This window comes from Allosphingosinicella sp., from assembly GCF_036403745.1.
Taxonomy (GTDB): domain Bacteria; phylum Pseudomonadota; class Alphaproteobacteria; order Sphingomonadales; family Sphingomonadaceae; genus Allosphingosinicella.
Map to the genome: position 1 here is coordinate 19,323 of NZ_DASWQI010000044.1, position 20,919 is coordinate 40,241.

20 protein-coding genes are annotated in these 20,919 nt (G+C 67.6%); 11 read left to right on the plus strand and 9 right to left on the minus strand.

The genetic code is table 11. The features are described from left to right. Positions 1-5 precede the first annotated feature (5 nt). The gene (locus VGC56_RS08165; RefSeq protein ID WP_464124395.1) at positions 6-1,130 is read right to left on the minus strand and encodes a glycosyltransferase family 4 protein; all 1,125 of its coding nucleotides are present in this window, start codon (positions 1,128-1,130) and stop codon (positions 6-8) included. 137 nt (positions 1,131-1,267) lie between these two features. Between VGC56_RS08165 and VGC56_RS08170 the strand changes: the two genes are divergently transcribed. The 6 genes from VGC56_RS08170 to VGC56_RS08195 are packed head-to-tail and all read left to right on the plus strand — an operon-like array spanning position 1,268 to position 7,117. Further along, entirely contained in the window at positions 1,268-2,329 is a 1,062-nt protein-coding gene (locus VGC56_RS08170) for an EpsG family protein (protein ID WP_464124396.1), read from the plus strand. A 50-nt stretch (positions 2,330-2,379) separates the two neighbouring features. Continuing rightward, the gene (locus tag VGC56_RS08175) at positions 2,380-3,630 is read left to right on the plus strand and encodes a glycosyltransferase (protein WP_464124397.1); all 1,251 of its coding nucleotides are present in this window, start codon (positions 2,380-2,382) and stop codon (positions 3,628-3,630) included. Next, complete coding sequence (locus tag VGC56_RS08180; protein ID WP_464124398.1) at positions 3,624-4,841, plus strand: 2-phospho-L-lactate transferase CofD family protein; 1,218 nt, start codon at positions 3,624-3,626, stop codon at positions 4,839-4,841. The genes VGC56_RS08175 and VGC56_RS08180 overlap by 7 nt, the downstream gene beginning before the upstream one ends. Next, the gene (locus VGC56_RS08185) at positions 4,838-5,482 is read left to right on the plus strand and encodes an HAD family hydrolase (RefSeq protein ID WP_464124399.1); all 645 of its coding nucleotides are present in this window, start codon (positions 4,838-4,840) and stop codon (positions 5,480-5,482) included. Before VGC56_RS08180 ends, VGC56_RS08185 begins: the two co-directional genes overlap by 4 nt. Next, positions 5,479-6,381, plus strand: coding sequence for a glycosyltransferase (locus VGC56_RS08190; protein ID WP_464124400.1), 903 nt, complete (start codon positions 5,479-5,481; stop codon positions 6,379-6,381). The genes VGC56_RS08185 and VGC56_RS08190 overlap by 4 nt, the downstream gene beginning before the upstream one ends. Then, a complete protein-coding gene (locus tag VGC56_RS08195) occupies positions 6,374-7,117 on the plus strand; it encodes an NTP transferase domain-containing protein (RefSeq protein WP_464124401.1) in 744 nt (247 codons plus the stop codon). Before VGC56_RS08190 ends, VGC56_RS08195 begins: the two co-directional genes overlap by 8 nt. Here the strand turns inward: VGC56_RS08195 and VGC56_RS08200 are convergent. From VGC56_RS08200 to VGC56_RS08210, 3 genes are read right to left on the minus strand one after another with little or no spacing between them, the layout of a single operon-like run. Further along, complete coding sequence (locus VGC56_RS08200) at positions 7,065-8,192, minus strand: glycosyltransferase (RefSeq protein WP_464124402.1); 1,128 nt, start codon at positions 8,190-8,192, stop codon at positions 7,065-7,067. The genes VGC56_RS08195 and VGC56_RS08200 overlap by 53 nt on opposite strands. Then, entirely contained in the window at positions 8,189-10,027 is a 1,839-nt protein-coding gene (gene asnB, locus VGC56_RS08205; protein ID WP_464124403.1) for an asparagine synthase (glutamine-hydrolyzing), read from the minus strand. The genes VGC56_RS08200 and asnB overlap by 4 nt, the downstream gene beginning before the upstream one ends. 13 nt (positions 10,028-10,040) lie before the next feature. After that, positions 10,041-11,000 carry a glycosyltransferase family 2 protein gene (locus tag VGC56_RS08210; protein WP_464124404.1) on the minus strand — a complete coding sequence of 320 codons (960 nt, stop codon included), beginning with the start codon at positions 10,998-11,000 and terminating at the stop codon, positions 10,041-10,043. Positions 11,001-11,198: 198 nt separating this feature from the next. On the opposite strand from VGC56_RS08210, the gene rfbA reads away from it, so the two are divergent. Continuing rightward, complete coding sequence (gene rfbA, locus VGC56_RS08215; RefSeq protein ID WP_464124405.1) at positions 11,199-12,110, plus strand: glucose-1-phosphate thymidylyltransferase RfbA; 912 nt, start codon at positions 11,199-11,201, stop codon at positions 12,108-12,110. A gap of 4 nt (positions 12,111-12,114) precedes the next feature. Continuing rightward, the gene (gene rfbB / locus VGC56_RS08220) at positions 12,115-13,176 is read left to right on the plus strand and encodes a dTDP-glucose 4,6-dehydratase (protein ID WP_464124406.1); all 1,062 of its coding nucleotides are present in this window, start codon (positions 12,115-12,117) and stop codon (positions 13,174-13,176) included. A gap of 37 nt (positions 13,177-13,213) precedes the next feature. Here the strand turns inward: rfbB and VGC56_RS08225 are convergent, their stop codons facing one another. The 5 genes from VGC56_RS08225 to VGC56_RS08245 form a co-directional block, all read right to left on the minus strand. Continuing rightward, entirely contained in the window at positions 13,214-14,227 is a 1,014-nt protein-coding gene (locus VGC56_RS08225; protein WP_464124407.1) for a glycosyltransferase, read from the minus strand. Continuing rightward, entirely contained in the window at positions 14,227-15,744 is a 1,518-nt protein-coding gene (locus tag VGC56_RS08230; protein ID WP_464124408.1) for an O-antigen translocase, read from the minus strand. The genes VGC56_RS08225 and VGC56_RS08230 overlap by 1 nt, the downstream gene beginning before the upstream one ends. An 88-nt stretch (positions 15,745-15,832) precedes the next feature. Next, a complete protein-coding gene (locus VGC56_RS08235; RefSeq protein ID WP_464124409.1) occupies positions 15,833-16,537 on the minus strand; it encodes an acyltransferase in 705 nt (234 codons plus the stop codon). 43 nt (positions 16,538-16,580) lie between these two features. Next, a complete protein-coding gene (locus VGC56_RS08240) occupies positions 16,581-17,684 on the minus strand; it encodes a DegT/DnrJ/EryC1/StrS family aminotransferase (RefSeq protein WP_464124410.1) in 1,104 nt (367 codons plus the stop codon). Then, complete coding sequence (locus VGC56_RS08245; RefSeq protein WP_464124411.1) at positions 17,681-18,172, minus strand: sugar 3,4-ketoisomerase; 492 nt, start codon at positions 18,170-18,172, stop codon at positions 17,681-17,683. Before VGC56_RS08245 ends, VGC56_RS08240 begins: the two co-directional genes overlap by 4 nt. A 119-nt stretch (positions 18,173-18,291) precedes the next feature. On the opposite strand from VGC56_RS08245, the gene VGC56_RS08250 reads away from it, so the two are divergent. The 3 genes from VGC56_RS08250 (at position 18,292) to rfbD (ending at position 20,896) form a co-directional block, all read left to right on the plus strand. After that, on the plus strand, positions 18,292-19,341 hold the full coding sequence (locus VGC56_RS08250; protein ID WP_464124412.1) for a class I SAM-dependent methyltransferase: 1,050 nt from the start codon (positions 18,292-18,294) through the stop codon (positions 19,339-19,341). Positions 19,342-19,433: 92 nt separating this feature from the next. After that, complete coding sequence (gene rfbC, locus VGC56_RS08255) at positions 19,434-20,000, plus strand: dTDP-4-dehydrorhamnose 3,5-epimerase (RefSeq protein ID WP_464124413.1); 567 nt, start codon at positions 19,434-19,436, stop codon at positions 19,998-20,000. After that, positions 19,997-20,896, plus strand: coding sequence for a dTDP-4-dehydrorhamnose reductase (gene rfbD, locus VGC56_RS08260; RefSeq protein WP_464124414.1), 900 nt, complete (start codon positions 19,997-19,999; stop codon positions 20,894-20,896). The genes rfbC and rfbD overlap by 4 nt, the downstream gene beginning before the upstream one ends. The last annotated feature ends 23 nt before the right edge of the window (positions 20,897-20,919 follow it).

Genomic DNA, 20,919 nt, shown 5'->3' on the forward strand with positions numbered 1-20,919 from the left:
TCGGGTCAGGCGAACGCCTCGGCAATGGCGTCGCGGTAGCGGGCGATCACAACCTCCTCGGAGAACTCGCGCTCGGCGATGGCGCGGGCCTCGGCGCCCCAGGCCGCGCGCTGTTCCGGCGCCGCTCCCAGCATTCGCTCCATCGCTGCGGCAAGCGCGTCGGCGTCGCGAACCTCGCACAGCAGGCCGTTGACCCCGTCGCGGACGAGGTGCCGGCAGCCCGGCACGTCGGTGGCGATCAGCGGCCGCGCCATCGCCGCCGCCTCGAGCAGCGTCCGGGGGAGTCCTTCGCGGTAGGAGGGGAGGACGACGCAGTCCGCCGCGGCCACAAACGGTCGAACGTCGTCGGCGGCGCCGAGATAGTCGATCAGGCCCTCGGCGACCCAGCCGTCCACAATGTCCTTTGAGATGGCGGTGCGGTTCTCGGCATCGACAAAGCCGAGCAGCTGGAACTTCACGTCCGGCCAGCGCGGCCGCAGCCGCCGCGCCGCCTCGACATATTCGAGGATTCCCTTGTCGCGGATGACTCGCCCGACGAGGAGGAAGCGGAACGCGTCTCCGTCGTCGCGCGGCACGTCTGGGGGCGGGCTAAACCGCGATAGGTCTATGCCTGAGCCGGGCAGCAGGCCCGTCTGGTCCGGCCGGACCAGACGCTTGGCGACGAACAGGTCGCGGTCCTCCGGATTCTGAAAGAACACCCGCGCGGAGCGCCGGAAGGCGCGGCGGTAGAGCATGGAGACGATGCGCAGCAGCCAGCCGCCGCGGATGAAGGCGGTGCCGAGGCCCGAGACGTTGTTGATCACCCGCATGCCGAGGCTGTGCGCGGCAAGCGAGCCGTAGATGTTCGGCTTGGCGGTGTAGCCGAGAAAGAGATCGGGGCCGAGCTCCCGCAAGATGCGCCGGTAGGAGCGCAGCAAACGAAGGTCCGCGAGGGGCGAGAGCCCCTTCTTGTCCATCTCGATGCCGCGATACTCGATGCCGAGCTTGGCCAAGCGGCGGCTGTAGGCATCGTCCGGGGCGAGCGCGATCACCCGGTGCCCGTCCGCCTGCAGCGCCCGGATCAGCCCCAGCCGGAAGTTGACGATGTTCCAGGAGGCGTTGATCGAGATGACGATCGACCGGGGCTGCATCGGCGCTTTCGTACAAGGGGCGAATGGAGGGCTAACGGGCGCCTCCGACTGGACGGGAGGCGGGCGTGCGTTCTATAGCGCGCAACCGATCGTGTCGCCCGCCAATTCGCGGCCGCAATCCCCGCGGGAGTCGTTTCGTGTTTCCCTATTGGCTCTTGTTCTCGCTGTTCGCGGCGGGGGCATCCCTCTACCGGCCCGACGAAAACCGCCGCGTGACCGGCGGACCCTATTTCCTCGCCATGGGCGTGGCGGTTGCGCTGATGATCGGGCTGCGCTGGGAAGTCGGCGGCGACTGGATCAACTATATCGACATCTTCAAGGACATCACCGCAAACGGCATCAGCGGTGCGCGCGCGCAGGATCCGGGCTACGGTGTCTTGAATTGGGTGGTCGGTCAGATGGGCATCGGCGTCTGGCTGGTGAACCTCGTCTGCGCGATCCTGTTCAGCTGGGGCCTCGTCCGTTTCGCGCGACGCCAGCCCAATCCGTGGCTGATCATCCTCGTCTCGATCCCGTACCTCGTGATTGTCGTCGCCATGGGCTATACCCGCCAGGCGGTCGCGATCGGCTTCATCCTGGCGGGCCTCGCGAATTTCGACCGCAAGCCGATCTGGCATTTCGGCATCTACCTGCTGCTCGCCGCCGCGTTCCATAAATCGGCGGTGGTCATCGCCCCCCTCGTCGCGCTCACCGCGACCCGCAACCGGCTGGTGACCGGCCTCGTCATCATGGCCAGCGCGGCACTGGTTTATTACCTGTTCGTCCAGGCCTCGGTCGACAGGCTGATGATCAACTATGTGACCGCCGAATACGGCTCCGGCGGCGCCGCGTTCCGGGTGCCGATGAACATTCCGCCAGCTCTGCTCTTCCTGCTCTTCCAGCGGCGGTTCGCGGTCAACGATCAGGAGCGCAAGCTGTGGCGAAACTTCTCACTGGCGGCGCTGCTGGCGCTCGCGGGCCTGGTCCTCACCGACTCCGCGGCCGCCGTCGACCGGCTCGCGCTCTACCTCATCCCGCTGCAGATGTTCGTGCTCGGACGGCTGCCGACGGCGTTCGCCGACAAGGGCCGCTCGAACGTGCAGCTCGTCCTCTTCGTCGTCCTCTATTCGGCGACGATCCAGTTCGTCTGGCTGAATTGGGCGGACAACAGCTGGGCGTGGCTTCCCTACAAGTTCATTCCGCTGACGGCGGACAACTGAGCGGCGGGACCATCATGATCATAACCCGAACCGCGCGCGGAGCCCGTTGAATGGCGACCGCTCTCTACCTCACGCAGGACGGCATTACCGATCATATCGGCCAGGCGCAGATCGCGCCTTACCTGATCGGCCTCGCGCGTCTCGGCCACAGCATCCATATCGTCAGCGCCGAGAAGGCCGGGCGGGAGGAGGCGATCGCCCGCTACGTCTCGCTGTTCGACGCGGTCGGCATACGCTGGACGCGCGTGCGCTACGCCAACCGTCCGCCGCTCGTCTCCTCCTTCTGGACGATGCTGTTGATGTGGCGCGCGGCCGTGAGGGTGGCGGCGGCGGAGCGGCCGGACATCGTCCATTGCCGCTCCTACCTCCCGCTCGACGTCGCCAGCCGCCTGAAGCGCCGTTTCGGCATGGCCTACCTAGCCGATTTCCGCGATTTCTGGGCGGACGTCGGCATCGAGACCAAGCGGTTCAAGTTCGTCTTCCGCTGGTTGCTGCGGCGGGAGCCGGAGGTGCTCGGCAATGCCGACCATGTCGTCACCTTGACCGACCGCGCGGCCGACCTGCTCATCGCCCGCCATCCCCACGTCGTGGGCGGGAGCCGAGCAAATTACACGGTGATCCCCTGCTGCGCCGACTTTTCGCTGTTCGATCCGGCGAAGGTCGCGGCGGAGAAGGTCGCCGAGAAGCGCCGGGCGCTGGGCGTCGCCGAGGGCGCGACGTTGCTCCTCTATCTCGGCAGCCTCGGCGCCGACTATCTGCTGGCGGAGATGATGGCGCTGTTCCGCGAGCTGCGCGCAGTGCGACCGGACGCCATCTTCCTGTTCCTCGCCAATAATGGCCGCGAGCTGGTGGAAGCGGAGGCGGATCGGCTCGGCATCCCGAGGGAGGCGTTGCGCTTCACCTCCGCCGACAGGCGCGACATTCCGCAATATATCGCCCTTGCCGACCTTTCGGCGGTGTTCATCCGGCCGACCCTCTCCAAGGCCGGCTGCTCGCCCACCAAGCTCGGCGAGCTGTTCGCGATGAACGTACCGATCATCGCCAACACCGGCTATGGCGACATCGACCGCATCGTGAGCCCGGAGCGCAACGGCTCGGTGGTGGTGCCGGACTTCCGGCCGGAGACGCTGCGCGCCGCAGTTGAGACGGTCCTGGCGGCGAAGGCGGCGGACGCGGGCATTCGCGCCGCGAGCGGCGAATTCTCGCTGGAAGAGGGTGTTAGGCGCTACGACAGCATCTATAGGAAGCTGACGAACGCGGAAGCGGCGCCGAGGGGGGGCGATACGAGGACGGCATGCTGAACATCGTCGTTTTGAACGGAGGCCGCGGCGCCGCGTCGATCATTCCGGCGATGCTGCGCCACCAGGGGCTGAACGTCACCTCGATCGTCAACGCCTATGACGACGGCAAATCCACGGGCGAGATCCGCCGTTTCTTCGACATGCTGGGCCCGTCGGATATCCGCAAGGTGCAGGAGCTGATGCTTCCGGAGGACAGCCCGCACCACGAATCGAGCCGCGCCCTCTTCGCCTTCCGATACCCGGTCGACACCGCCCGCGAGGAGGTTCTTGCCGACATGCGGCGCTTCGCCGGGGGCGCGGCGGACGTGGCCGGGATTATTCTTACCAACGCGACGATCGCGGCGGCGGTGCGCACCTTCGTGCGCGAGTTCGTCGACGGCCTCGAAGTCATCGAAAAAGCCCGAGGCGCGCGCTTCGAATTCGCCGACTGCTCGCTCATGAACTGCCTCTATGCCGGCGCCTTCCTCGCCTGCCGCCGGGACATGGAGCTCACCACCCGGGCCATGGACCGGCTGTTCCGCCTGCGGGGAACGGTGCTTCCCAACAGCGTCGAGAACAAATGGCTGATGGCGCTGCGCCGCAACGGCGAAGTGCTCTATTCGGAAGCCGAGATCGTCGAGCTGCGCTCCAACGTGCTGATCGACGCGGTCTACCTGCTCGACCGGCCGCTCGACCGCGAGCGGTTCGCCCGGCTGAGCCTGGAGGAGCAGCGCTACTTCCTCAGCCGCCACCACGCCGCGGCCTCCGCGTCGCCCGGCGTGCGGCTGGCGCTGAGCCAGGCCGACATCATCGTCTATTCGGCGGGAACGCAGCACAGCTCGCTCTACCCCACATACATGTCGCGAGGCATCGCCGAGACCATCGCCCGGAACCAGGAGGCGCTCAAGGTCTTCGTCACCAACATCGGCGCCGACTATGAGACGCCGACCTACCGCACATCCGACTATCTGGAGGGGGCGTATCGCTATCTGTGCATGGCTGAAGGGCGTCACCACGCGATGGAGGAACTGTTCTCGGCGGCCCTCGTCAACGACGGGCGCCGTAAGCCCGATGAAACCTATGTCGACGACGACGAGCAGAATTTCGCGCAAATCCCGGTCCGCCGCATCGTGCAGGATTTCGAGTCTGCCGCGGCGCCGGGGAAGCATGACGGCGAGAAGGTCATCGGCACCATCCTCAGCCTCTACAATGAGGCGGCCGCAGGGGCATGAGCCTCTCCCCACTGGCCCAGCTCCTGTCGCGCAAGCGGCTGCTCATCTTCGACCTGGACGGCACGCTGGTCGACAGCTCGCCGCTCCACGCCCGCGCCTTTGAGGAGACCTTCGCGCCGCACGGCGTGTCCGTCGACTACAATGCCATCGCCGGGATGACGACGGCGGCCGCTGTCGACAAGCTCGCAGCAGGCCTTGCCTTGGGCGAGGCCGAGCGTAGCCGGCTGGTTGGGGAGAAGCGCGACCGGGCGTTGCGGATGCTGGAGACGGAGCTGTCGGCGATCGAAGGTGCCGTGGATTTCGTCCGCGCGGCGCGCAGCCGCTTCGCGCTCGCTCTGTGCACCTCGGCCTCCCGACGCGGCGCCGAGACCTCGCTGGCGCGCGTCGGCCTCGACGGTTGTTTCGACCCGGTGATCACCGCCGAGGATGTGACACGCGGCAAGCCCGACCCGGAGCCGTTCCTGAAAGCACTCTTCGCCCACGACGCACCCCCTGCGGAGGCCTTGGTGTTCGAGGATGCGGACAGCGGCCTCGCCGCGGCGGCGGCGGCGGGGATCGATGCCGTGCGCATCGTCCAGGCTCCGGACGGGGACGGAATCCGCTGGGCGCCGCTGCTCAGGGCGCTGGAGGCGCTCGCATGAGAATCCTCGCCAGCGTCGTCACCTACAATCGCAAGGACCTGCTCGAACGCTGCGTCGACCACATCCTCGCCCAGTCCCGCCCGCCCGACCGCCTGCTCGTCATCAACAACAGCAGCAGCGACGGCACGATCGAGATGTTGGAGGCGAAGGGCGTCGACTATGTGACTCAGGCCAATCTCGGTTCCGCCGGCGGCTGGGCCCGGGCGATCGACGAGGCGATCGCCGGGGGCTTCGACGCCGTCTGGCTGATGGACGACGACGGCTATCCCGATCCGGCCGCGCTTGCCGTTCTCGAGGGCAGCCTTGTCGACGGGGTGGCGTGCGTCTCCTCGGTGGTGCTGCGCGAGGGGGAGCACAGCCATTTCGTCTTTCCGTTCCCCAAGCTCAATCCGGCCGGCAACCCGGTGCTGGTCGGTGCGCCCCGCAAGATCCCGACACTGGAGGGGCTGCGGGCGGCGGCGCCGGACGGCCTCTATCCCTTCGCGCACCTGTTCAACGGCGCGCTGGTCAGCGTCGCGGCGGCGCGTGTGATCGGCAACGTGTGCCCGGACTATTTCATGTTCGGCGACGAGGTGGACTATTTCATGCGCCTGCGGCGCGTCGGGCCTGTCGTCTCGCACCTCGACGCCCGGCACTACCATCCCGACGTGACGAAGCGGCCGCTCTCGCCGGAGAAGGTCTATTATTTCATCAAGAACACGATCATCCTCAACCACCTTTATTTCGACCGCCGCAAACTCCGGAACGTGATGGCCGTCGCCGTCGCGCTCGTCCGTACCGCCCGGCGCAACTCGCCCGGGATGGCATTGAGCTACGTCGCCGGGCCGCGCAGCCCCACCTTGTGGAAGGCGATCACGCGCGGCCTGAAGGGCCGGATCGGCAAGGATTTCGATGCCTGAGCTGCGCGCGCTGATCGCCGCCGCCGGCACCGGCAGCCGCGCCGGCCTGCCCTATCCCAAGACCCTGCACCCGGTCCTCGGCCGGCCGATCCTGCTGCGCCTGCTCGACCTCCTGCGCCCCCTCGACCCGAACCCGGTCGTGATCGTCAGCCCGTTGGGCGCGGCGCCGATCCGCGCGACGCTCGGCGCGGACGGTGCGACGGCCGAGCTGATCGAGCAAAGCCGGCCGACCGGCATGGGCGACGCGATCCTGCTCTTCCGGCAGGCGCAAGGGGCTGCCGAGACGGAGCATCTGCTGATCGTGTGGGGCGACATCCCGCTGCTCGAACGTGTCACCGTCGAAGCTCTGGTGGCGGCGCACCGCGACCATGGCAACGACTTCACCTTCGCCACCCGGCACGTCGACGAGGCGTATACGATCGTCGAGCGCGACGCTGAGGGGCGCGTCACCGCGCTCATCGAGACGCGCGAAGCCGGGCTCGTCCCCGGCCCGGGTGAGCGCGACATCGGCCTCTTCGTCATCCGCCCGCAGGCGGTTCTCGCGGTGTTGGAGCAGGCGCTGGACGGCGCGCGTGGGCGGGAGACGGGGGAGCACGGCTTCCTCTACGTCGTCCGGCATCTTGCGGAGCGCGGGTGCCGCGTCGAGGCGCTTCCCATCGCCACCGAGCGCGACCTCGTCTCGCTCAATCGGCTGTCGGACCTTGCCGGCCTGCCCGATCAGGGGCTGGAGCCATGAGCCCGGCATAGAGGGCCATGAGCTTGGCGAGATAGGCATCGCGCCGGTAATATTCGCGGCAGATGGCGATGCCGCGTTCCGCCATCGCGCGCAGCTCCCCCGTCCGCTCCGGCAGTGAGCGGAGGGATGCGGCGAGACTCTCCGGATCGTGCGGATCGAAGAAGATGGCGTTGCCGTGGCTGATCTCGCGCAGCACCGGCAGATCGGACAGCAGCATCGGCAGTCCGGCGGCCATCGCCTCGGCGGCGGCGATGCCGAACCCTTCGTAGAGCGACGGCATCACGAAGGCGTCATAGCCGCCGAGCAAAGCCGGAATGTCGCCGCTCTTGCCCATCAGCCGCACCGGAAGCCGGTGGCGCGCGATCTCCGCCTCCAGCGGCCCGCGCAAATGCCCCTCGCCATAGATGTCGAGAGTCACGATCCCGGCGGGGACGCGGCGCACCGCCTGCACCAGGAAGGGGTAGTTCTTCGCCTCCTTGAGGTTGCCTACCGCCACCAGGCGGATGGGTTCTCCCGGCATACCGTCGCCGGCTGCGCGGGCCCCCGAGAAGAAGGCTTCGTCGACCGCGTTGTGGAGCACGAAGGCCTTGCCCTTGATTCCGACATGGCGGTCGAAATCGGCAAGCGCCTCGTTCGACACGGCGATTACCGAGTGGCGCGGCCTGTAGGTGAGGCGCTCGAGCGGCAGCGCGTGACGGTTCTTGCCGTAGGCGTCGGCGCTCATCGCGCTGTGGATCGAGAAGACCAAAGGAATCGAGGCGGGCGTCGCAAGGCGGGCGACGATGCTGCTGAGGAAGAGCTGCGAGCGGACGAGGTCCGGCTGCACCCTGCGGATGATCCTGCGCAAGGCGAGCACGCAGCGGGGGAGCGACTTGAAGCCGGTAAAATCGAGGCAGTGCCGCTCCGCCGCGACCACCGCCTCGGGCGGGAAGTCGCTGTCGGCGGTCAGGGTGACGAGGATGATCTCATAATGCGCCGCGAGCAGCGGCAACAGCCCGACCAGCAGGGTCTCTGCGCCGCCGCGCCCGAGCGAATCGATGACGTGGACGATGCGCGGGCGCGGGCGCGGCTTCACGCCTCCGCCGTCCAATCGTCGTACCAGGTCTGGAAGCTGAACAGATACCAAATGATCGCATAGTTGATCGGCTCGCCGCGGCGGTAGCGGTCGAGGAGGCGGGCGATCTCCTTGCGGTCGAAATAGCCGCTGCCGCCTTCGAGTATCTCGACGAACCGGTCGCGGTAGAAATCGCGGATCCAGTCCATCAGCGGCACGCCGAAGCCACGCTTGGGCAAATCGTAGAGCGGCTTGGGGAGGTAGCGGCCGAGCAGGCGCTTCAGGATGAGCTTGGTCTCGCCGCCGTCCATCTTGAACCGATTCGGCACTTGGGCGGCAAACTCGACGAGGCGGTGGTCGAGGAACGGCTCCCGGCCCTCGATGCTGTGGTACATAGTGGCGCGGTCGACCTTCACGAGGATGTCGTCGACCATGTAGCGCTTGAAATCCCACTCGCACATCTGATCGAGCAAAGTCCCCTCGCCCGCGGGGGTCAGACGGTCCTCGAAGGCGGGGAAGAGGGTCCGATAGTCGCGTGAGGAAGCGGCGCGGATGCGCTTCTGCATGAAGGGGATGAACGGCTGCTCGTCGAGCATGTCGGCATAGCGGCTGAGCCGCTCGCTGCGCGCCGGCGAACTGACCGAGCTGATCAGGCGCAGCAGCGTACGGCCGCCGGCGCGGCCGGCCCGGCCGAGGCGGCGGACCTGGTCCCAGCGGCGGTAGAATTCGACGTAGCGCGTGTAGCCGCCGAACAGCTCGTCGCCGGCGTCGGCGCTGAGCACCACCTTGGCGCCGCCGCGTGCCGCGATTTCGGAGACGAACGCGGTGGGGATGCCGGAGGAGTCGCCATGCGGTTCGTCGTAGATATCGTAGAAGCGCGAGAGGATGTCGCGGCCGCGCTCGGGGGTAAGCACCGCTTCCTCGTGGATGGTGCCGAGATGCTCGGCGATGCGACGGGCGTCGGCCGATTCGTCATAGGCCTTGTCGGCAAAGCCGATGGTGAAGGTGTGGAGCTGGCCGTAATGTTTCGACAGGATCGCCGTCACCAGCGAGCTGTCCACGCCGGCGCTGAGGAACACGCCCACCGGTACGTCCGCGACCATCCGGTATTTGAAGGCGCTGACGGCGATTTCCTCGAGCTCATCGACGAGGTCGTCGAGCGGACGCTCGGCCCAAGCGGGATTTTCGGCGAAGTGGACGTCCCAATAGCGCTCCTCGGTGATGCGGCCGTCGTGGAACTTCACGATGTGCGCCTGGGGAACCTTCTTCACCGCCGCGAGGATCGACAGGCCCGAGTTGACGTAGCCGACGGACAGGAACTCGGAGAGCGCGGCGGTGTCGATCTGGGTGCGCTGGTCGGGTGAGAGATAGGGGCGCAGCGCCTTCAGCGTGCTGCCGAAAGCGAGGCGGCCGCCGCTCGCCGTGTAGTAGAGCGGCTTCACCCCGGCACGGTCACGGATCAGGTACAGGGCGCGCTCCGCCTCGTCCCAGATGGCGATGGCGAACATGCCGATGAAGCGCTCGACGCAGCGCGGGCCCCAGCAGTGGAAGGCTTTCAGCACCACCTCGGTGTCGCTGCTGGAGGTGAAGCTGTAGCCCTTCGCCTCGAGTTCGGCGGCGACCTCGCGATAATTGTAGATCTCGCCGTTGAAGACGGTGACGAGGCTCTCGAAGCGCATCGGCTGATGGCCGAGCGGGGAGAGATCGATGATTGCGAGGCGGCGGTGGCCGAGGCCGACGCCGCTCTCCAGATAATAGCCGACATCGTCCGGACCGCGGCGGGCGATGGCGCTCGTCATCGCGGCGAGCATGTCCTGGCCTTGGGAGGGATCGACGAAGCCTGCTATTCCGCACATCGCGCCGCTCTCCTCACGCCCGCACGAGGTCGGTGAGGGCGCTCCGTCCGCCGCCGAAGCTGCGATAGAAGCCGCTTCCCCACAGGCGCAGCACCGCCGGCGCGCGCAGCGGCCGAGGGCGGTCGAGCAAAGCGAGGCGCCGGGTCCAACGGGCGATTTCGGCGTCCAGGCCTGCGAGCGCGGCATCGACGCGGGCGGGGCCGACCAGCGCCTCCGCTTCGGCGCGGCAGGCGGCGATGCGGTCGCGGCAGGCGGCGAGAACGGCGATGGTCGCCTGCCACCCCTGGCGGGGATCGCGGCCGGCATAGGCGCGCAGCAGCTTCCAGCGCGACGCTCCGCCCTGGGCGAGGACAGTCTCCGTCGTATTGGAGCCGTGGCGCCGGTAGAGCTGGAGCGGCCGGTCGAGAACGCCGCGCAGGCCGAGGCGATCGGTGATCTGGGCGATCCAGCCGTCGTAATTGCCGACGTCCGGGAAGGGCAGGATCAGCGGCAGCACCGCCTTGGACAGCAACGTGCAGCAGCCGGCGACATGGTAGAGGTCCGCATAGCCGAGCTTACGGACGTTGCCGAGGAAGGTGGCGTGGAGCGGACGCCCCTCGCCGTCCGCCAGATCCTCGTCGTTGATCAGGGCAAGAAGCTCCGGATGGGTGTCGGCAAAGGCGAGCGCGGTTTCGATTTTCTCCGGATACCAGATATCGTCCTGGTCGCAGATGAACACGCGCTCGCCGCGCACGAGCGAAAGGGCGCGGCCGAAATTGCCGTTGAAGCCGAGGTTCGACGGGTTCCGCTCCAGCCGCACCGGGAAGGGCGCGGTGGCGGCGAAACGCGCGACGATTTCGGGCGTGCCGTCGCTCGACGCATCGTCGGTCACCACCAACTCGTCGGGCAGGCGGGTCTGGCGCGCCAGGCTCTCCAGCTGCTGCTCGAGGAAACGGGCGCCGTTATAGGTCGCCATGGCGATTGAGATCATCATGCCCGGATCGGTCGTGCTTTCGTGCGGCGGCTGGCTTTGGGCCGCTCCTGAAGGCGATTCGCCGCGAGAACAAGATGTTTGTCCCCAAAGCCTTCGCCGCCGAGCGGCGCGGAAACGGCGTCGCAATCCGCGGCGGGGGACGCTAAGAGCCGGAAGCGGCCGATGGGGGCGCGGCCACCAACGCAGCGGAGACGGCGTTTGAAGGGTATCATCTTGGCGGGCGGCAGCGGGACCCGCCTCTATCCGGTGACGCTCGCCGTCTCGAAGCAGCTGCTGCCGGTCTACGACAAACCGATGATCTATTATCCGCTGGCGACGCTCATGCTCGCCGGCATCCGCGACATCCTGGTCATCTCGACGCCGCACGATTTGCCGCATTTCCGTACCATGCTGGGCGACGGCAGCAGCTATGGCGTGCGCCTGTCCTATGCCGAGCAGCCGAAGCCGGAAGGGCTCGCCCAGGCCTTCATCATCGGCCGCGAGTTCGTCGGCGACGACGCCGTGGCCTTGATCCTCGGCGACAACATCTTCTTCGGGGCGGGCCTGTCGTCGCTTTGCCAGGAGGCCGCGGCGCATCGAGGCGGCGCCACCGTCTTCGCCTATCATGTCGAGGACCCGGAGCGTTACGGCGTCGTGTCGTTCGATCCTGAGACCGGCGAGGCGACCGACATCGTCGAGAAGCCGTCGGAGCCAGCGTCGAGCTGGGCCGTGACCGGCCTCTATTTCTACGACAATTCGGTCCTCGACATTGCCGCGGCGGTGAAGCCCTCGCCGCGCGGCGAGCTCGAGATCACCGACGTCAACCGCGCCTATCTGGAGCAGGGCAAGCTCCGCGTCGCCCGGCTCGGCCGCGGCTTCGCCTGGCTGGACACCGGCACCCACGACAGCCTCCACGACGCCTCCGCCTTCGTCCGCACCGTCGAGCAGCGGCAGGGCATCAAGGTGATGTGCCCGGAGGAGATCGCCTACGAATTCGGCTATCTCGACGAGGACCAGCTGCGCGCCGCGGCCGACCGGATGGGCAAATCCGATTATGCCAATTTCCTGCGCCGCCGGGCCGCCGAAGGGCGGACGATGCTGGCGAACGTGCCCCACGACCAGAGATTCTGAAGACATGACCAAGCGCACTATCCTCGTCACCGGCGGCGCCGGCTTCATCGGCTCGGCCGTCTGCCGCCACCTGATCGGCCGCGGCGACACACGCGTCGTCAACCTCGACAAGCTTACCTATGCCGGCAACCTCGCCTCGCTCGCGGACATCGCCGATAGCGCCGATTATCGCTTCGTCCAGGCGGACATCGGCGACGGCGCGGCGGTCGCAGCCTTGCTCGCCGAGGAGCAGCCTGACGCGATCATGCACCTCGCCGCCGAAAGCCATGTCGACCGCTCGATCGACGGCCCGGGCGAGTTCATCGAGACGAACATCGTCGGCACGTTCCGGCTGCTGCAGGCGGCGCTCGGCTATTGGCGCCGGCTGGAGGGCGCGAAAAGGGACGCCTTCCGCTTCCACCACATCTCGACGGACGAGGTGTTCGGCGACCTGCCCTTCGACAGCGGCATCTTCACCGAAGACACTCCCTACGATCCCTCCTCGCCTTATTCGGCGTCCAAGGCCGCGTCGGACCATCTCGTCCGCGCCTGGCAGCATACCTATGGGCTGCCGGCGGTGGTCTCCAACTGCTCGAACAATTACGGGCCCTACCATTTCCCCGAGAAATTGATCCCGCTCGTCATCCTGAACGCGCTCCACGAGCGGCCGCTGCCGGTCTACGGGCGCGGCGAGAATGTGCGCGACTGGCTGTTCGTCGAGGACCATGCCCGCGCCCTCGACCGCATCGTCAGCGACGGCCGCGTCGGCGAGACCTACCTGATCGGCGGCCGGGCGGAGCGCACCAACCTCGACGTCGTCCAGACGATCTGCCGCCTGCTCGACGAACGACGGCCGCGTGTGGGCGGCGCCCGCTACGAAGACCTCATCGACTATGTCAGCGACCGCCCCGGCCACGACCGGCGCTACGCGATCGATCCTGCCAAGGCGGAGCGGGAGCTCGGCTGGAGCCCCGAAGAAAGCTTCGAAAGCGGGATGGGAAAGACCGTGGACTGGTATCTCGCCCGCGCGGATTGGTGGCGGCCGCTACGCGACAAGAAATATGCAGGGGAGCGGCTGGGCCTCTGAAGCGACGCGAGCGACGTGGCATTGGCCGCCTGAGCTGTCAGCGGCGGGAGAGCAGGCGCTTGAGCGGGTAATCGGGGAATGTGCCGATCAGCCGGGCTGCTTGCCATTTGGCCATTCTTCCGCGATGGCGCGCCACCTCTGCGCCGAGCGCCCTCAGCCGCGCCGGGAGCGACTTCGCAGCCCACCCGGTCGCGAGCTCCGCCGTCCGGATCTCCTCGTCGACCGCGCCCTCGTCTAGATCTCCGGCGTGCGAATTGTGGGTGGCGATCCATCGGTAGGACAGCATCTTGTTTCTGCGCACCTCGGCCGCAGCGACGAACTCCTGCTCCTGGACCTGCGGGTCACGCGAAGGCTCGCGATTGCCTGCGGCGGCAGAATGGCGGCGGTAGCTGATCAGCGGGCCAGCGACCTCGATGATCCGACCTCCATAAAGGTAGACCAGAAAGTTCATCAGGTTGTCCTCGCTGAACTGGAGCTTCCAGTCCGGCAGCCGCGTGTCGAACAGAGCACGTCGGTACGCCGCGGTTGACCCCTGAATTTGGATATAATCGGCCACGTCCTTACCCGCGACGTAGCTGGCAGTGGGGCGGGCGCCTGGACCCAGAACCGTCCCGGTGCAGTTCGCCTGCAAAAGGGCTCCATTTTCGTCAATGAGATCGAATCCGGACGTCACCGCCAGGGCATTGCGGTGACGATCAAGCGCTTCGACCAACGTTGCGGTTCGCCCGGGAGCGGAAATATCATCCCCCGCCGCCATTACCACGACCTCGCCCAGGGCCTCGCGTCCGCGCGCGAACACGTGCGGCACGATCCCCAGGTTCCTTTCGTTGCGGACAAACCGTACGGTATGGGGGCCACGGTAGCGCGCCGCCATTTCCGACATAATCTCGCCCGTCCTATCAGGCGAGCAATCGTCAGAGAGGATGATTTCCAAGGGAGAGTAGTTCTGGGCAAACGCCCCCTCGACGGCCTCCCTGATGTATCGCTCCTGATTATAGGCGATTATCACGAAGGATGCCCGGGTGCTCGCCGGATCATCTGCTGGCCTCATCAAGGCTCCTCTCGCTGCGCGGAGGTTCGAAGCAACCGTCTCGCCTGCCTGTAGAAGGGTTCCAGCACGGCCGCGGCGCGTTCCGGGAGTGCCGCCCGCAGCCGATGGACCGCAAAGACACCGAAGCCGGCGGCGGCCAGGCAGCCGGCGGCCAGCGCCGGCAAGTCCCCGAGACGCGCGAGAGCGTAGACGGCGACGTTTAGGCTGAGAAGCACGGTGGCGGCGACCAGCACCTCGCGCGTCCAGCGGAAACCGCTTTGCCGGCGTCCGACGAAGTAGACGACCGGAAGGTAGGCCAAATACATCCCGACCACCGCGAGTCCCGCGCCTGGCAGGCCGATTGGGCCCAGCAAGGCGAAGAGGATGGCGAGGAAAGCGACGTTTCCGGTTGCCTCCGCAGCGACGAAGCTGCGCCCCGAGCCCCGCGCCAGGAGGAGGTAGCCAAGCGGCCAACTCGCCAGTCGCAAAGTGTCGCCGAAAATTTGTATCCGGAGGAGGTCCGCGGCCCCCGCGAACGCGGAGGAGTAGAGCAGCCGGACGATCCACGGGGCGCCGCCGATGACGCACAGGAGAACCGGGCCGCCGAGCAGCAAAGTGACTTCCGTCTGTTCGTTCACGAGCCGGTTGGCGGTCGGAGGATCGCCGACAGCTCTGGTGAGGCGCGGATAATAATCGGTGCTCATCGCCTGTAGAACGAGGCCCAAATAGGTGACCGTGATGACGCTGGCGGCTTGGAAGGCGCCGAGGTCCGCCGCCCCCAGCTGGCGCTGGACGAGCGTACGCCCCACGAGCTGGGTGGCGGTGGTGATCAGGCCTGCCAGCATCGTCGCGATGCCGAGAGACAGCATCGCCTGCCAGTTGCCGAGCAGGGCCGTGGCCCCGCGCGGTGCCCGAACCGGCGCTGGAAGACGCTTCGTGTAAAAGAGGCCAAAGAGCGCTGCGGCCAGCGGAGCCGAGACCACGAAGAAAAGGATGGCCCGGCTGCCGAATGCAAGGATCGCCCCCACTCCAATAAGCGTTGAGGCGAGGGCGGAAAAGACGGTCAGCCGGGCGACATCCCCAATCCGCTGCATGCCCACCAGGAGCGAGAATTGCGACGCGCCGACGATTGTGAGCGCCACGGCGAGGCCGAGCATTGCGAAGCCGCTTGCTGCTGCGGAAGTGCCGAAGATCGCCACGGCGAGCGGCTCGCGCAGCAGCCACAGTAAAAGAGCGCCGCATAGCGCGAGAAGACTCGTGAGCCAGACTAATGCTTTGCGTGCCAGCGCCAGGCGTTCCTCGCTTCCGGAACCCGCCGCGTCCGCAATCTGCCGGGTTCCTGCACTCGACAGCCCCATGCCGCCGGCCGCGGCGGCGGTGGCCACCAAGCCCTGCATGAGACCCACTGTACCGACACCGGCAGGTCCCAGCGCGAGGGCGAGCACTTTCTGTCGCGCTACGCCCACCACCAGGTTGACCACGGTCGCGCCGCCGACGATCGTCGACGAACGAAGGATTTGCCGGTGCGAGGACGCCAAGAGAGGTGGCCTTCTTAAGTCGGATGAGGCGTTTGGGGCGAGAGAGACACGGCGCCGCGAAGGTTCATCGCGCGGCCGCCGAACGAGATCAGGATCGCTCCGCAAACTCCGTCTTCCAGGCCTCCACGACATGGTCGGGATAGCCCCGATGGAAGTGACGCCGCCACGGATAGGCAGGTTCGCCGTTCCTCAGCTTGATCTTGCTGGTGGAGCCAACGACCTTACCCGGATTGCCGACGAAGATGCTCTCCGGCGGCACATCGCCCTTCACAAGGGACATGGCGCCGACCAGCGCCCCCCGCCCCACCCGCGCTCCCGGCAGGACGACGCTCATCGTGGCGACGATTGAAAAGTCCTCGAGCGTGACGCCCACCAGATCCTCACTCGGAGGTGTCGGGTCGTTGGTGAGTACCACATAAGGGAAGATGAAGACGAAATCGCCGACCATGGAGCGTTGCCCGATGTGGACGTTGCTGTGAAGCCGCACGTGATCCCCGATCGCGCAATGACCCTGGATGTCGCCGAGCGTACCGATCTGCAGCGCTTCCCCGGCGCGCGTATTCTCGCGCACTGTGACGCGATGTCCGGTCCGCAGCCCCGCACCGAATCTCGAGCCGGCGTAGAAGATGCTGTGGGAGCGGATGTGCGACCCCGCCCCAATCACGAGCTTTTCGCTATCCGCCAGCGGAGTCGGCACACCAAGCTCGCAGAATGCCTCCACCTTCGAGCCGCGCCCGATCTCCACGCCCGGATGGATTATCGCGGTGGGGTGGATCTCCACGTCTGCGTCCATCAATGCTCTCCTGTAGCGGTCGCCGCGTGACGCACGCTGGTTTCTATCGAATTGTAGCCGCGTGAACCGCATCGGCAACCCTTCGCGCGTCGTCGATCGGCAAGTGCGGCGCAATCGGCAGGCTGAGGACCTGCTTCGCCAGTCGCTCAGCCACCGGGAAGCTACCCTCACCCGCTTCGAGTTCCGCATAGGCGCCCTGGAGGTGGGGCGGCAAAGGGTAATGGATCAGCGTCTGCACGCCCCGCGCCGTGAGAGCCTGCTGAACGGCATCGCGCGCCTCGACCGACACCACGAACAGGTGCCAGGAAGGCTCAGCCCAGTTCGGCACGTGCGGTAGCGAGGCGGCGGTGCCGGCAAGCGCGTCGAGATACAGATTGGCGATCGCTGCCCGGCGCGCATTCCATTCATCGAGGCGGGTCAGCTTGACCCGCAGCACGGCGGCCTGGATCGGATCGAGCCGCGAGTTCATCCCGGCGACCTCGTGCACATATTTGCGGCGCGAGCCGTAATTGCCGAGCATGCGGATTTTCTCGGCCACCGCCGGGTCGTTGGTCGTCACCGCGCCCGCGTCGCCCATCGCGCCGAGATTCTTGCCGGGATAGAAGCTCCAGGTGACGGCGTCCCCGTGACCGCCGACGCGCCGTCCCTTGTAGCGCGCGCCATGCGCCTGCGCGGCGTCCTCGATAAGTTTAAGACGGTGCTTGCGGGCGAGCGCGAGCAGGGGGTCGAGGTCGGCCGGCTGGCCGTAGAGATGGGTCGGGAGGATCACCTTGGTGCGCGGCGTGATCGCCGCTTCCACACGATCGGGGTCGATATTGTGCGTCGCCGGATCGGGTTCCACCGGCACCGGAACCGCACCGACCGACGTCACGGCGAGCCAGGTCGCGATGAAGGTGTTCGAGCTGACGATCACCTCATCCCCGGGCCCCACGTCCAGCGCCCGCAACGCCAGCTGCAGCGCATCGAGCCCGTTGCCGACCCCCACGCAGTGGGCGACGCCGAGATAGTCGGCAAACTCCCGTTCGAACGCCTCAACCTCGGGGCCGAGGATATACCAGCCCGATTCGCAGGTGCGGCGGATCGCCGCGTCGATCTCGTCGCGCAGCTCCTCATAGGCCGCCTTGAGGTCGAGGAACGGGACGCTCATCCCTTGCCTCCTTCCGCGACCGCGGCGAGGAAATCCTCGTAGCGGCGGATGTAATCGGTCTCGTCATAATGCCTGGAGGCGAGGACGAGGAGGACCGCGTCGGGGGAGAAATCGCGCATCTCGCGCCACACCAGGCCGCGGATCAGCAGCGCCTTGTCGGGCGTGTCGAGGCGCACCTCGCTGCGGGTGCGGCCGTCGTCGACGATCATCGTGCAGGCGCCGGCGACGCAAATGGCAAGCTGATCGAGATCGCGGTGGGCGTGGAAGCCCCGCTCCGCCTCCGCGACGGTGCCGTAAATGTAGTAGACGCGCTTGATTTCGAACGGAAGGTCCGCGCCCGGCTCCAGCGGGATCAGGCTGCCGCGCTCGTCGCCGCGGGCGGTCAGCGCGACCAGCCGACAATGTTCGGGAAGCTGTTCCAGGACAGGTCTCTTGGCAGGAGGGTGCGGAAAGGTGGCGCCTCTAGCAACCTCCGCCCGGCAGCGCAAACGGGCCGGGGCGCCGGGGCGGCCGGGTTTACTCGCCCGCGGATTGCGCGCAAAGCCCCGGCCGCTATGCGCTTTTTCTCTCCCCGTCGGGTCGAAACAGCGGCCCCGGGCCGCGTCGCATGACCGCCGCTCCCGCCGTCGATCCGGCGGCAGCCTGGCCGGCGGACGGGATCGAGACGCTTGGCCACTGTCCGGTCTGCGGCTGTCCCAAGCGGGTACTCCTCCACGCTGCCCTGCGCGACAACATCTTCTTCGTGGCGCCCGGGACATGGACGATGTGGCGGTGCGGCGGCTGCCGCTCCGGCTATCTCGATCCGCGACCGGACCGGTCCACGATCGGCCTCGCCTACGAGCGTTACTATACGCACGGCGCGGCCGAGGACTCCGCGGCGCCGCCCACCGGGCTGCGCAAGGTCCGTGCCGCCCTCGCCAACGGCTACCGCAACGCCCGCTACGGCACGCACCTGCGCCCCGCCTACCGGCTCGGCGCCCTGCTCGGAGCGGCGCTGCCGCCGCTCAGCGCACCGCTCGACCTCAGCTACCGCTACCTCCCGCGCGGAGGCGGGCGCGTCCTGGATATCGGATGCGGTGGCGGCGAGTGGCTGCTCCATGCGCGAACCGCCGGCTGGCAGGCGTGCGGCGCCGATCCCGACCCTGTCGCCACGGCGAAGTGCCGCGACAACGGCCTCGACGTACGCACCGGCGGTTCGGAGGCGTGGCGCGACCAGCCGGGCAGCTTCGACGCCGTCACGATGAACCACGTCATCGAGCATCTCCACGATCCCGCCGAAGCGCTCGTCGACATTCTCCACCTGCTCAAGCCGGGCGGGCAGCTGTTCGTGGAGACGCCCAATGTCGACGCCCGCGGCCATCGCACCTACGGCGCCAACTGGCGGGGTCTCGAGCCGCCGCGCCACCTGATGCTGTTCAACCCTGCGAGCCTCAGGGACCTGCTGCTCCGTTCGGGCTTCCGCGACGTGCGGTTCCGCAGGCGCCCGCCCCCCGAGGCGGTCGACCTGATGAGCGCGCGGATGCAGGCCGGGCTCGATCCGTACGATCCGACGGTCCCTGTCGGATATGCGGCGCCGGGCCTCGGGGAACGGCTCCGCGGGGCCGTAGCGGGCAAGAACATGGAGTTCCTCACCCTCACCTGCAGGAAGCTGCGCTAGTTTCCGCTCCGACGCGGCGAGGACTTTACCGAACCCCTTCCGCTCCTTTAGGCCGAAATCGTCCGGCATGGCGCCGGCGACAAGGAGACAGAATGCCGCTGGTCCGCCGCCTCGCTTTGCCCGATCTCGTCGAGATCGTGCCGCAGAGATTTGCCGATCGGCGCGGCTTCTTCTCCGAGACCTGGAGCGCGCCCGCGCTCGCGGCCGAAGGCATCGAGGTGCCTTTCGTCCAGGACAATCACAGCCTCTCGGTCGAAGCAGGGGTGGTGCGCGGCCTTCATTACCAGGTACCGCCTGCCGCGCAGGCCAAGCTCGTGCGGGTGGTGCGCGGCGCGATCTTCGACGTCGCCGTCGATATCCGCCATGGCTCCCCAACATTCGGCGGATGGGTGGGCCTGGTCATCTCGGCCGAGGCGTGGAACCAGATCCTCGTGCCGCCCGGCTTCGCCCATGGCTTCATGACCATCGAGCCGAACACTGAGGTCGTCTACAAGGTCTCGGCGCCCTATTCGCCGGAGCACGACCGCGCGATCCGCTGGGACGATCCGGCGATCGGCATAGACTGGCCTCTCGAGGGCCGCACGCCGATCCTCTCCGACAAAGACCGTGGCGCGCCGCTGCTGGCGGACGCGCCGCCCGTCTTCCACTTCGGCGAATGAGCGGCATCCTCGTTCTCGGGCGGGAGGGGCAGCTCGCCCGCAGCCTTGCAGAACGGGCCGCCGCCCACGGCGTGGCGGTCCGCTTCGTCGGGCGGCCCGACGTGGATCTCGCCGATCCGGACAGCCTGCGCCGCGCCGTTCGCGCGTCGAGTGCGGAGATCATCGTCAACGCCGCCGCCCATACGGCGGTGGACCAGGCGGAGGACGAGCCGGACCTTGCCTATGCCTTCAACGTCGCGGGGCCCAAGGCCCTCGCGGAGGCGGCGCAGGAGGCGGGGGCGCGGCTGGTCCACATTTCGACCGACTATGTGTTCGACGGCAGCGGCGACCGGCCCTGGCGCGAGGACGATCCGACCGGCCCCCGGAGCGTCTACGGCCGCACCAAGCTGGAAGGGGAGGCGGCGGTCCGCGCCGCCCTTCGCGACCATGCGATCCTCCGCACCGCGTGGGTGTACAGCCCGTTCGGCCGCAACTTCGTCAAGACGATGCTGGGCGTCGCGCAGTCCCGGCCGGTGCTCCGCGTGGTCGACGATCAAGTCGGCAACCCCACCTCGGCCTTCGATATCGCCGACGGCATCCTGACCATGATCGCGGCGTGGCGCGAGGAACCGGCACTTGGCCTGGGACGCACCTATCATCTCGCCGGCACCGGTGCGGTGAGTTGGGCGGGATTCGCGCGAGAGATCTTCGCCCTCAGCGGCGCGCGCGCTGGACCGTCCGCCGAGGTCGAGGCTATTACGACCGCTGAATTCCCCGCAAAGGCGCCAAGGCCGCTCAACAGCCGGCTCGATTCGACGCGCTTCGCGGACACGTTCGGCTACCGTGCGCCCCACTGGCAGGATTCGCTCGCCGCGGTGGTCGACCGGCTGCTTGGCGAGGGGCGGCCAAGCGCCTAAGTGACGGTCCCACTTCTCGAAAC